The following is an 11,471-nucleotide window of genomic DNA, read 5'->3' on the forward strand; positions in this document are numbered from 1 at the left end:
AGCGCCTAGCGTGACGCACGCCGCCACCCGCGGCACACCACCGGCGAGGAAGGACGAGGCGCACCATGCCCGAGGAATGGCCGATCGCCCGGCTGGCGAAGGCCTCCGGCGTGACCGTACGGACCCTGCGGCACTACGACGCCATCGGCCTCCTGCCCGCCGACCACCAGGGTCCGGGCGGCGTCCGGCACTACAGCGCCGCCTCGGCCCTCCGGCTGCAGCGGATCCTCCTGCTCCGTGATCTCGGGCTCGGTCTGGCCGAGATCGCCGCGATCGTCGACGAGGAGAAGGACGCCGCCGAGGCGCTGCGGTCCCATCTGACCGGTCTGCTCGCCGAGCGGCGGCGGATGGACCGGCTGGTGGAGACGGTGGCGGCGACCATCGCACATCTGGAAGGGGAGAGAGACATGGCACTCGAGGATCTGTTCGACGGGATCGATCCGGCACGTCAGGCGGTGCACGAGGCCGAGCTGGTCGACCGGTTCGGCGAGGAGGCCCGGCACCACATCGAGGAGAGCCGCCGCCGCACGGCCGGCTGGGACCGCGACCGGGCCGGCCGCGCCGTCGCCGAGTACGAGGCGGTGGAGGACGCCGCGGTCGGGCTGATCGAGGCGGGCGTCGCTCCCGGCGACCCGCGCGCCGTCGAGCTCATGGACCGGCAGTACCGCGCGGTGGCCGCCTTCTGGACGCCGGACCGGGAGTCCTTCACCGGGCTGGGCCGGATGTACGCCGACTCGCCGGAGTTCCGGGCCCGCTACGACGCCAAGCACCCGGAGCTCGCGGACTTCCTGTCCGCCGCCATGGCCGCCTACGCGCGGGAGCGGCTCGGCTGACGGGCGCGGGAGGGCGTGGGCCGGCCGGGGGAAGCGGCCCGCGCTCCCGCGTGGCGGCCCGCCCGGTGGTGGAGAACTCTGCCGTGACGCCCGTGACGCCCGTGACGCTGCCCCGGATCTCCCCCATGCTCGCGACCCCCGGCCGCCTGCCCCCGGCGGCCGAGGACGACCGGTGGGCCTACGAGACCAAGCAGGACGGCCAGCGCGCCGTGGTCTACCTCCCCGGCGACGGCAGCCTGACCCTCAGGGCCCGCTCCGGCGAGGACATCACGGCCGCCTACCCCGAGCTGGCCCCGCTGGGCGCCGCCCTGGGCGCGTCCGCGGCCGTGCTGGACGGCGAGATCCTGGTCCTCGACGGCCAGGGCCGCGCCGACTTCCAGCTGCTCCAGTCCCGGATGGGCCTGGCCGGCTCCCCCGCCGTGGCGGCCCGCCGCGCCGCGACGGCCCCCGCCCACCTGGTGCTGTTCGACGTGATGCACCGCGACGACCGGTCCCTGCTCCGGCTCCCGTACGCGCGGCGCCGCCGGGAGCTGGAGGCGCTGGGCCTGTCCGGGCCGTTCTGGTCCACGCCCTCGGCGGTCGTCGGGCACGGGGAGCAGGCGCTGGCCCTCACCCGGGAGCACGGCCTCGAGGGCCTGGTCCGCAAGCGGCTGGACTCGGTCTACGAACCGGGCGTGCGCTCCCGCGCCTGGGTCAAGATCCGGCACATGACCGGGGTCGACGTGGTGGTGGGGGGCTGGCTGCCGGGCAGGGGGCGGCTGTCCGGACTGCCGGGCGCGGTGCTGATGGGCCAGCGCGACGCGGACGGGCTGCTGCGCTACGTGGGCAGCGTCGGCACCGGGTGGAGCGAGTCGGAGCGGGAGGATCTGGCGCGGCTGCTGGCCGCCGCGGCGACGGACGTCTGCCCGTTCACGCCGGCCCCGAAGGCCGCCGCGGCGCGATGGGTGGTGCCGCGGCTGGTCGGCGAGGTCCGCTACAGCACCCGGACCCGCGCGGGCATGCTGCGCCAGCCCTCCTGGCTCCGGCTGCGGCCCGACCTGGCCCCGGAGGAGTCCTCGGCCCGTCTCCCGTCCGGCCCGGCGCCCCCTCCCGGCGCGCCGGGCCCGCACGGCGGATAGGCGCGCGGAGGGCGCCACGGACCGCACGGGGCCCACGAATTGCCCGCCGCACCGGCGCCACGGCCCCCGCGGGCCGCTATCGTGGCGGCATGTCGGCTCCCGAGATCGTACGCATCGTCTCCCGCGACTCCCCGATGGCGCTCGCCCAGGTGGAACGCGTCCGCGCCGAACTGGCGGAGCACCATCCCGGCACGCGCACCGAGGTCGTCCCGGTGAGGACGACCGGCGACAAGTGGATGGGCGACCTGTCGCAGGTCGAGGGCAAGGGGGCGTTCACCAAGGAGGTGGACGCCGCGCTGCTGGCGGGCGAGGCGGACCTGGCCGTCCACTGCGTGAAGGACATCCCCGCCGACCGCCCGCTGCCCGCCGGCACGGTCTTCGCCGCCTTCCTGCGGCGCGACGACGTCCGCGACGCGCTGATCCACCCCGGCGGACTCACCCTGGACGAGCTTCCCCCCGGCACCCGCGTCGGCACCTCCTCGGTGCGGCGGGTGGCCCAGCTCGCCGCCTCGTACCCGCACCTGACCTGCGTGCCGATGCGCGGTAACGCCAACCGGCGGCTGGAGAAGCTGGCGGCGGGCGAGGCCGACGCGCTGCTGCTGGCGCTGGCGGGCCTGGAGCGGATCGGCCGGACCGACACGATCACCGAGGTGCTCTCGACCGAGACGATGATGCCGCCGATCGGCGCGGGCATCCTGGCCCTCCAGTGCCGTGAGGAGGACACCGCGCTGATCGAGGCCGTCAGCGCGCTCGGCGACCCGGACACCCACCGCGAGGCCACCGCGGAGCGGATGTTCCTCCACGTGCTCCAGGGCCACTGCAACAGCCCGATCGCCGGTGTCGCCCGGGTCGACCGCACCGGCGAGCTCTCGCTGCGCGCCTGCGTCTTCACCCCGGACGGCAAGACCCGGCTGAACGCCCACGAGTGGGCGGGACCGCTCGACCCGGCCACGCTCGGCACCTCGGTCGCCGTCACCCTGCTCCGCCAGGGGGCCCGCGACCTGATCGACTCGATCGAGCACTGACCGGCGGCGCCCCTTCCCCGGCGGCGCCTCTCCCCCGGCGACACCCGCTTCCCGGCGGCATCCCGGCCCTCGCGAAACACATGGGGCATTGTTCGCCCGATTTGTTTCGGTTCCTCCATCGGAGGGAATTCCTCCACCAGTGCTTCGGACAGGAGGCACGTCCGCGGGTACGGGTCCGCCACGACCCCCGGCGTTCCGGACCTGTCCGTGTGCGCGCCCCTCCCGCGGTGACCGCCCTGCCGGCCCCTGCCGAGGGAGGTGCCCATGCCGGCAACCAGCACCACCCGCACCCGGACCACCCGGTCCCGCGGCCATCCGCACGACGACGCCCCGGACACCGCGGCGGACTTCGCGCGCCTGGCCTCCCTCCCCGAGGGACCCGAACGCCGGGCTCTGCGCGACGACCTCGTGCGCGCCTGGCTTCCCATGGCCGAACGCATCGCCGTCAACTTCCGCGGCCGCGGCGAGGCCCTCGAGGACCTCTACCAGGTGGCGGCCCTCGGCCTGGTGAAGGCCGTCGACCACTACGACCCGGCCCGCGGCTGCGCCTTCGAGTCGTACGCGGTCCCGACGGTCACCGGCGAGATCAAACGCCACTTCCGCGACCACCTGTGGACCCTGCACGTGCCCCGGCGGGTCCAGGACCTGCGCAACCGGGTCCGGCGGGCCGCCAAGGAGCTCTCCCAGACCACCCAGGGCCGTGCGCCCACCGTCGGTGAGATCGCCGCGTACACCGGCCTCACCGAGGACGAGGTGCGGACCGGCATGGAGGCCCTGGAGTGCTTCCACGCCCTGTCCCTGGAGGCGGAGCTGCCCGGCACCGAGGGCTACGCGCTGGAGGACGCGCTCGGGACCGTGGAGACCGGCTACGACCTGGTCGTCGACCGGGTGGCGGTGCGTCCCTGTCTGGAGGCGCTCTCCGAGCGCGACCGGGTCATCCTCTACCTGCGGTTCTTCCGCGGGATGACGCAGAGCCGGATAGCGCAGCAGCTGGGCATCTCGCAGATGCACGTGTCACGGCTGCTCAGCGGCTGCTTCGACCGGCTGCGGGCGGAGCTGGACGCGTCCGGGGAGGAGGGCTGGTGACCACCGCCCGTACGGCAGTCGCCCGGCCTGGCGGCCGGGCGGCTGGGACGGGCTCACTGCCGAACCGTCCCGGGAGCCGTTCGAAAGCGAGCTCAGTGACCGGAGTGACCGGGCCCGGCGCCGCTGAAACGCGGGCGGGCGGCGGCGGGGCGGCCCGCCGGGCGGCGGCGTTCCAGAGCCTGCTGCAGGGCCGTGCGGATCTCCTCGGGCAGATCGCCGGTCCGCGCCCAGAGCAGGACCATCTCGGCGACCAGGCGCAGCTTGGTGTTGGTGTGCTGGGAGACCTCCTTGAGGATCGCCCAGCCCTGATCGGGCGTCACCCGTCCGAGCGCCACCACGCTGCCGATCGCCTGGTCGACCACCGCGTGGGAGGTGACCGCCTCCTTGAGCTGCGCGACCTCGGTCTGCAGGGCGAAGACGCGGTCGGCCTCGGCGCCGGCGACGGTTCCCGGCGGCGGCGCCGCGGGCGTCGCGTCCTCCCCGCTGCCACCCGGACGGCCCTCCGTGTGCATGGTGACCTCCGGCGTCCGTCGTAGGCTCCCCGGGCTCCCGTCACGGGCTCCCGCGGGCTCCTGGGGCTCACCTACATCGTCGCCATTCGTCCGGCCGCCTGCCACCGGGGGAACCGGGCGGCGCGGCGCCACCGTTTCGGCCGAGCGCCCCGGGTACTCGACAGGCACCGGGACCGGGCGCGGCCGGACACTGGAGTCCGGCCGGTGCGCGCCGGCCCCGCCTCGGGCGCCTCCTCCACCGCGGGCGCCTCCCCCTCCAGGACGTGGACTGCCATGACTGCCATGAACGACGACAGCACGCCCCCGGGCACCCGCACCGGCGGGGCGCGCACCACCCAGGCCGTCTCGGGCGCCCCGGGCTGGGTGAGCCTGACCAGCCACGACCTCGCGCTCACCCAGGAGTTCTACACGGCCGTCCTGGGCTGGGGCTGGCGCACGATCAAGCTCGGGGACCCGTTCCGGGTGGCCGAGGTGGACGGCGTGCCGGTGGCGGGCGTCGCCGCGGTCGCCGGGCAGTGGCGGATGGCGGTGAGCTGGACGGCGTACTTCGCGGTGGAGAGCGCCGACGAGACGGCCTCCCGGATCCAGGAGCGCGGCGGCACCCTCGCGGTCGGGCCGCTCTCCCTGCCGATCGGCCGCACCGCCCTGCTCGCCGACCGGGACGGCGCCACCTTCGGCATCTGGGAGGGTGAGCTCTCGTCCACCTGGGAGACCTGGCGCAAGGCCGCCCCGGTGGTCATCCGCCTGCGCACCCGGGACGCCTTCGACGCCGCGATCTTCTACGGGGAGGTCCTCGACTGGGCCTCCGGCCGGCCCGGCAGCTGCGAGGTCCGCTACGACGGCGCGGAGGTGGTCGTGGTGAGCCACGGGGAGGAGGTGGCGCGGATCGAGTCCGGCGCGCTCGGCGCCGCCCCCGACCCCACGATCCGGCCGCACTGGCAGGTCCAGTTCGCGGTCCAGGACGTCCTGGAGTGCGTCCGCGCCACCGAGGCGCACGGCGGCTCGGTCCTGCGTTCGGGCGACCGGGAGGCGGTGCTGCGCGATCCGGAGGGCGCCCTGTTCACCGTCTTCCACCGGCCGACCGGCCCGCTGGGCGGCCGCGGCGGCTGAGGCCCGTCCGGCCGGCCCAGCGCGACGGGGAGGCGGCGGCGACCCCGTCCGGGTCGCCGCCGCCTCCTCGTGTTCTCGGTTCTTCCCGTGTTTCTCGGTTCTTCGCCTCGTGCGCGGTCCGTCAGCCGGTGAGCGGGGGCCGGGACAGCACCACCAGGCTGCGGGACTCGACGACCAGCTCGGTGCCGGCCTTGTGCTCGGCCTCGTCGGGGACGCCCTGCGGGTCGGCCGTGTCGATCAGGGCCGTCCACCGTTCGCCGTAGGCGGCCGACGGGAGCCGGAAGGTCATCGGCTCCCAGTAGCTGTTGAGGAGCAGCAGGAACGAGTCGTCCACCACCCGCTGCCCGTAGGAGTCCCGCTCCGCGATGGCGTCGCCGTTGAGGAAGACCCCGATGGCGTGGGCGTCGGAGCGGTGCCAGTCCTCGTCGGCCATCTCGGTGGCGTCGGGCAGCAGCCACACCAGGTCGGGCAGCGGCTGCGCCTCGTGGACCGGGGTGTCGCCGCGGAAGAAGCGCCTCCGCCGCAGCACGGGGTGCTCGCGGCGCAGGGTGATCAGGCGGCCGGTGTAGTCGACGAGCTCGCGCTGCTCCTCGCCGAGCCCGCGCCAGTCGATCCAGGAGATCTCGTTGTCCTGGCAGTAGGCGTTGTTGTTGCCCTGCTGGGTGCGGCCCAGTTCGTCGCCGTGGCAGAGCATCGGGATGCCCTGCGAGAGCAGCAGGGTGGCCAGGAAGTTGCGCTGCTGCCGGGACCGCAGCTCGAGGACGCCCTCGTCGTCGGTCGGGCCCTCGACGCCGCAGTTCCAGGAGCGGTTGTGGTTCTCGCCGTCGCGGTTGTCCTCGCCGTTGGCCTCGTTGTGCTTGTCGTTGTACGAGACCAGGTCGCGCAGGGTGAAGCCGTCGTGCGCGGTGACGAAGTTGATGCTGGCGCGGGGCCGGCGGCGGTCGCGTTCGTACAGGTCGGAGGAGCCGGTCAGCCGGGAGGCGAACTCGGCGAGGCTGTGGTCCTCGGCGCGCCAGAAGTCGCGGACCGCGTCGCGGTAGAGGCCGTTCCACTCGGACCACAGCGGCGGGAAGTTGCCCACCTGGTAGCCGCCGTCGCCGAGGTCCCAGGGCTCGGCGATCAGCTTGACGCGGCTGATCACCGGGTCCTGCTGGATCAGGTCGAAGAACGCCGACAGCCGGTCCACCTCGTGGAACTGGCGGGCCAGGGTGGCCGCCAGGTCGAATCGGAAGCCGTCGACGTGCATCTCGGTCACCCAGTAGCGCAGCGAGTCCATGATGAGCTGCAGCACGTAGGGGTGGCGCATCAGCAGGCTGTTGCCGGTGCCGGTGGTGTCGTAGTAGTGCCCCCAGTCGCCGTCGACCAGGCGGTAGTAGGAGGCGTTGTCGATGCCGCGGAAGGAGAGGGTGGGGCCCTTCTCGTTGCCCTCGGCGGTGTGGTTGTAGACCACGTCGAGGATGACCTCGAGGCCGGCCGCGTGGAGGGCCTTCACCATCGCCTTGAACTCGTTCACCTGTTCGCCGCGGGTGCCGCGGGCGGCGTACTCGTTGTGCGGGGCGAAGAAGCCGATCGTGTTGTAGCCCCAGTAGTTGGTCAGCCCCCTGCCGAGCAGCACGCCGTCCTGGACGAACTGGTGCACCGGCATCAGCTCGACGGCCGTCACCCCGAGCGAGGTGAGGTGCTCGATCACCGCGGGGTGGGCCAGGCCGGCGTAGGTGCCGCGCAGGCGGGCCGGGACCTCGGGGTGGGTGCGGGTGAGGCCGCGGACGTGGGTCTCGTAGATCACGGAGTCCGCGTACGGCCGTCCGGGTGAGCGGTCGTCGCCCCAGTCGAAGTACGGATCGGTGACCACGCCGAGCATGGTGTGCCCCGCGCTGTCGGCCGAGGAGCGGCCGCGGGGGGCGCGTTCGTAGAGCGAGGGGTGGTCGTCGGGCATGCCGTCCACGGCCCGGGCGTACGGGTCGAGCAGCAGCTTCCGGGGGTTGCAGCGGTGGCCCATCGACGGGTCCCAGGGGCCGTGGACCCGGTAGCCGTAGCGTTGGCCGGGGCCCACGCCGGGCAGGTAGCAGTGCCAGACGAAGCCGTCGACCTCGTGGAGGGTCACCGTGCGGTACGCCCCGTCGTCGTCGACCAGGACGAGCTCCACGCGCTCGGCCACTTCGCTGAAGAGCGCGAAGTTGGTGCCCTGCCCGTCGTAGGTGGCGCCCAGCGGACTGGGGCGCCCGCTCCACACGGGCGCCCCGGCGCTCTCGGTCCTTCGCGCCGTCACCGCGTCACCGCGCTCTCGCACACCGCGGCAACGGCCACCTCGGGCGGTGGCACGGAGCCGGCCAGGGCCGGCACGCGTTCCCTCTCCCGCGGCAGGTCGAGGGCCTCGTTGACCAGCGGGTCGGGGCCCGTCGGCACCAGCGGGACGCGTTCCCCGGAGCGGGCGCGCCGGGTGAACCAGATGATCCGGCCGGCGCCCGTGTCGCAGCAGCCCCACCCGTCGCTGTGCGCGGCGATGTGGGTCAGGCAGGGACGCAGCTCGAGGTCGGGCCGGAGGTTGCGGTCGTTCTGGCCGACAGCGGTGATCAGGTGCTGACCGTTCCACCACATCTCGATGGAGGTCTTCTTGTCGATGGCGTGCTCGTCGATGGCGCGCAGCAGCACCTCGGCGCCGCGGCGGACGGGATCGACGAGGTTGTCCAGGCTCCAGAACCGGAGGTGGGCGGCCAGGATCCGGCCGACCTGGTCGACCCGTTGCGGACCGACCTCCACGTCGAGGTGGTAGTAGCAGGGCACTGCGGTCTTCATCGTCGTTGGCTCCTCACCGGCGAAGCTCCCCGCCTCCTCGTGCCACTTGGCGGACACGAGCCCCGAACACGAAGCGTGAGCGTTGTTCGCTTCTGAGTCACCTTCAGGGTGAGAGTCTTACGCCGTTCGTGCAACCCGGGACGACTCCAGCGGTCGTTGAACCCCCAACAAGACGCTGCGTGGTCACATGTGCACCATGGGTGACAAGCCTGCCCAGGAAACGTCCGAAGCACCGAGAGGGGGCCCGCCCCATGCTGCTCCCGGCCAAGGCCGAAGTGGCCCGGCATCTCAGCCGGTACCGGGCCTGGGAGCGGGTGATGCTCGCATCTCCCGCCGACCCCACGGTGCGCGACCGCTTCGAGGACTCGGGCTACACCTTGTGCGCCCTGATGCGGAAGCGCTGTGCGCGCGAGGCGGCGGACGCCGCCGAGCGGTATCTGCGCTCCGGTCTCGTCTCCTACCTGCGGGAGGAACGGCGGAAGGCGCCGCCGCCGCTCGGCGGACGGCGGTCCTCCGCCCGGCCGGGACGGCGGGGGCCGCCGAACGGCCGCCGTTCGCCCGCGGGCCGGTAGGCACCGCCGGCCCCGCCCCGTTCCCCTCCCGGCATTCCGATCACGTCGAAGGCAGAACCATGAAGCGACCCCAGACCATCGGCCGCATCCCCGTCCGCGACGTCCGTCCCGCGGTCGAGTGCGGCAGACGTCCCGCGAAGGCCGTAGTCGGCGAGACCTTCGAGGTCACGGCGACGGTTTTCCGCGAGGGCCATGACGCGGTCGGGGCCAATGTGGTGCTGAGGGATCCGGACGGGCGGCCGGGCCCGTGGACGCCGATGCGCGAGCTGTCCCCGGGGACCGACCGGTGGGGCGCCCTGGTGACACCGCGTCGGACGGGTTCGTGGACGTACACCGTGGAGGCGTGGAGCGACCCGGTGTCCACCTGGCGGCGCAACGCCCGCATCAAGATCCCGGCCAGGATCGACGTCGGGCTGGTGCTGGAGGAGGGCGCCGAGCTGTTCGCGCGGGCCGCCCGCCGGGTTCCCAAGGGGCCGGCGCGGGACGCGGTCCGGGCGGCGGCGCGGGCGCTGGGCGACGACTCCCTCGACGTGGACGAGCGGTTCGCCGCCGCCTTCGACCCGGCGGCCGAGGAGGCGCTGGACCGGCATCCGCTGCGGGAGCTGGTGTCCGCCTCGCGGCCGATGCCGTTGCTGGTGGAGCGCGAACGGGCCCTGTACGGCGCCTGGTACGAGTTCTTCCCCCGCTCGGAGGGCGCCGTGGTCCCGCAGGACGGGCCACCGGTCAGCGGGACCTTCCGCACGGCGGCCGAGCGGCTCCCGGCCGTCGCCGCGATGGGTTTCGACGTCGTATACCTTCCGCCGATTCACCCGATCGGCCGCACCCATCGCAAGGGCCGCAACAACACGCTGACGGCCGGGCCGTGGGACGTCGGGGTGCCGTGGGCGATCGGGTCGCAGGAGGGCGGGCACGACGCCGTCCACCCGGACCTCGGGACGCTGGAGGACTTCGACGCGTTCGTGGCGAAGGCCGCCGAGCACGGCCTGGAGATCGCCCTCGATTTCGCCCTCCAGTGCTCCCCCGACCACCCGTGGGTGGAGAAGCACCCGGACTGGTTCCATCACCGCCCGGACGGGTCGATCGCCTACGCGGAGAACCCGCCGAAGAAGTACCAGGACATCTACCCGATCGCCTTCGACCAGGACATGCCCGGTCTGGTCGAGGAGACCGTCCGCGTCCTGCGCTTCTGGATGGAGCACGGTGTCCGGATCTTCCGCGTCGACAACCCGCACACCAAGCCGGTCGTCTTCTGGGAGAAGGTGATCGGCGAGATCAACGCCGGCGACCCGGACGTCATCTTCCTGGCCGAGGCCTTCACCCGCCCCGCCATGATGGAGACGCTGGCCCAGGTCGGCTTCCAGCAGTCCTACACGTACTTCACCTGGCGCAACTCCAAGCACGAGCTCACCGAGTACCTGACGGAGCTCAGCGGGGAGACGGCGCACTACCTGCGGCCCAACCTCTTCGTGAACACCCCGGACATCCTGCACGCCTACCTGCAGCGCGGCGGCCGTCCGGCCTTCGAGGTCCGCGCTGTGCTGGCCGCCACCCTCTCCCCCACCTGGGGCCTCTACGCCGGCTTCGAGCTGTGCGAGAACACCCCGGTCCGGGAGGGCAGCGAGGAGTACCTGGACTCGGAGAAGTACCAGCTCCGCCCCCGCGACTGGGAGGACGCCGAACGCGAGGGCCGCACCATCGCCCCGCTGATCACCCGGCTCAACGAGATCCGCCGGCACCATCCGGCGCTGCAACGGCTGCGCAACCTCCGGTTCCATCCCACCGACAACGACGCCGTGATCGCGTACAGCAAGCGCGAGGGCGACGACACGGTCCTGGTCGTCGCCAACCTGGACCCGCACCACACCCAGGAGGCGACGGTCCGCGTGGATCCGGCGCTGCTCGGCGTGGACCCGCACGGGCAGGTGTCCCTCCGGGACGAACTGACGGGCGAGACGTACCGCTGGAGCGGCGCCGACTACGTGCGCCTCGAGCCCGGCGTCCGGCCTGCCCACGTCTTCCACGTGGAGGGCGTCCACACCCAGGCCGGAGGGACCACGGCGCCATGACCGTCAACGACCCCGTTCCGGACACCTTCGAGGACACGCCGGCCCGCGACCGCGACCCCGAGTGGTTCAAGCGCGCCGTCTTCTACGAGGTGCTGGTCCGCTCCTTCCAGGACTCCAACGGCGACGGCGTCGGAGACCTGAAGGGCCTGACCGCCAAGCTGGACTACCTGCAGTGGCTCGGCGTGGACTGCCTGTGGATCCCGCCGTTCTTCAAGTCCCCGCTGCGGGACGGCGGTTACGACGTCTCCGACTACACGGCCGTGCTGCCCGAGTTCGGCGACCTGGCCGACTTCGTGGAGTTCGTCGACGCCGCGCACCAGCGCGGCATGCGCGTGATCATCGACTTCGTCATG

General features: G+C 73.2%; 11 protein-coding genes. 8 read left to right on the plus strand and 3 right to left on the minus strand.

Annotated features, from left to right (window positions below):
- Positions 1-65 precede the first annotated feature (65 nt).
- The 4 genes from ABZ836_RS23650 (at position 66) to ABZ836_RS23665 (ending at position 4,062) form a co-directional block, all read left to right on the plus strand.
- The gene (locus ABZ836_RS23650) at positions 66-833 is read left to right on the plus strand and encodes a TipAS antibiotic-recognition domain-containing protein (protein ID WP_356133027.1); all 768 of its coding nucleotides are present in this window, start codon (positions 66-68) and stop codon (positions 831-833) included.
- A gap of 101 nt (positions 834-934) precedes the next feature.
- The gene (locus ABZ836_RS23655; RefSeq protein ID WP_356133338.1) at positions 935-1,951 is read left to right on the plus strand and encodes an ATP-dependent DNA ligase; all 1,017 of its coding nucleotides are present in this window, start codon (positions 935-937) and stop codon (positions 1,949-1,951) included.
- A gap of 89 nt (positions 1,952-2,040) precedes the next feature.
- On the plus strand, positions 2,041-2,976 hold the full coding sequence (gene hemC, locus ABZ836_RS23660; protein WP_356133025.1) for a hydroxymethylbilane synthase: 936 nt from the start codon (positions 2,041-2,043) through the stop codon (positions 2,974-2,976).
- A gap of 264 nt (positions 2,977-3,240) precedes the next feature.
- Positions 3,241-4,062: a SigB/SigF/SigG family RNA polymerase sigma factor gene (locus ABZ836_RS23665; protein ID WP_356133023.1), complete on the plus strand. Its 822-nt coding sequence runs from the start codon at positions 3,241-3,243 to the stop codon at positions 4,060-4,062.
- Positions 4,063-4,154: 92 nt separating this feature from the next.
- On the opposite strand, the gene ABZ836_RS23670 is transcribed toward ABZ836_RS23665, so the two are convergent.
- The gene (locus ABZ836_RS23670) at positions 4,155-4,574 is read right to left on the minus strand and encodes an ANTAR domain-containing protein (protein WP_356133021.1); all 420 of its coding nucleotides are present in this window, start codon (positions 4,572-4,574) and stop codon (positions 4,155-4,157) included.
- A gap of 282 nt (positions 4,575-4,856) precedes the next feature.
- Between ABZ836_RS23670 and ABZ836_RS23675 the strand changes: the two genes are divergently transcribed.
- A complete protein-coding gene (locus tag ABZ836_RS23675) occupies positions 4,857-5,684 on the plus strand; it encodes a VOC family protein (protein ID WP_356133019.1) in 828 nt (275 codons plus the stop codon).
- 121 nt (positions 5,685-5,805) lie between these two features.
- Here ABZ836_RS23675 and glgX read toward each other — a convergent pair whose 3' ends face one another.
- Positions 5,806-7,953: a glycogen debranching protein GlgX gene (gene glgX / locus ABZ836_RS23680; RefSeq protein WP_361145155.1), complete on the minus strand. Its 2,148-nt coding sequence runs from the start codon at positions 7,951-7,953 to the stop codon at positions 5,806-5,808.
- The gene (locus ABZ836_RS23685) at positions 7,950-8,480 is read right to left on the minus strand and encodes a pep a2 (RefSeq protein WP_356139450.1); all 531 of its coding nucleotides are present in this window, start codon (positions 8,478-8,480) and stop codon (positions 7,950-7,952) included. Before ABZ836_RS23685 ends, glgX begins: the two co-directional genes overlap by 4 nt.
- A gap of 251 nt (positions 8,481-8,731) precedes the next feature.
- Between ABZ836_RS23685 and ABZ836_RS23690 the strand changes: the two genes are divergently transcribed.
- From ABZ836_RS23690 to ABZ836_RS23700, 3 genes are all read left to right on the plus strand, one after another.
- Positions 8,732-9,052, plus strand: coding sequence for a DUF5133 domain-containing protein (locus ABZ836_RS23690; protein ID WP_356139448.1), 321 nt, complete (start codon positions 8,732-8,734; stop codon positions 9,050-9,052).
- Between the two features lie 59 nt (positions 9,053-9,111).
- Positions 9,112-11,118 (plus strand): alpha-1,4-glucan--maltose-1-phosphate maltosyltransferase, encoded by a 2,007-nt coding sequence (locus ABZ836_RS23695; RefSeq protein ID WP_361145159.1) that lies wholly within the window; start codon positions 9,112-9,114, stop codon positions 11,116-11,118.
- A partial coding sequence (locus ABZ836_RS23700; RefSeq protein ID WP_361145161.1) for an alpha-amylase family glycosyl hydrolase occupies positions 11,115-11,471 on the plus strand: 357 nt, incomplete at its 3' end. The genes ABZ836_RS23695 and ABZ836_RS23700, both read left to right, overlap by 4 nt.

The sequence above is a fragment of the Streptomyces sp. NPDC047130 genome (assembly GCF_040643475.1).
GTDB lineage: Bacteria > Actinomycetota > Actinomycetes > Streptomycetales > Streptomycetaceae > Streptomyces.

Coding starts and splice junctions, on each gene's coding strand:
- ABZ836_RS23650 (WP_356133027.1), top strand. CDS start 66: ATGCCCGAGGAATGGCCGATCGCCCGGCTGGCGAAGGCCTCCGGCGTG.
- ABZ836_RS23685 (WP_356139450.1), bottom strand. CDS start 8,480: ATGAAGACCGCAGTGCCCTGCTACTACCACCTCGACGTGGAGGTCGGT.
- ABZ836_RS23675 (WP_356133019.1), top strand. CDS start 4,857: ATGAACGACGACAGCACGCCCCCGGGCACCCGCACCGGCGGGGCGCGC.
- ABZ836_RS23695 (WP_361145159.1), top strand. CDS start 9,112: ATGAAGCGACCCCAGACCATCGGCCGCATCCCCGTCCGCGACGTCCGT.
- ABZ836_RS23665 (WP_356133023.1), top strand. CDS start 3,241: ATGCCGGCAACCAGCACCACCCGCACCCGGACCACCCGGTCCCGCGGC.
- hemC (WP_356133025.1), top strand. CDS start 2,041: ATGTCGGCTCCCGAGATCGTACGCATCGTCTCCCGCGACTCCCCGATG.
- ABZ836_RS23670 (WP_356133021.1), bottom strand. CDS start 4,574: ATGCACACGGAGGGCCGTCCGGGTGGCAGCGGGGAGGACGCGACGCCC.
- ABZ836_RS23690 (WP_356139448.1), top strand. CDS start 8,732: ATGCTGCTCCCGGCCAAGGCCGAAGTGGCCCGGCATCTCAGCCGGTAC.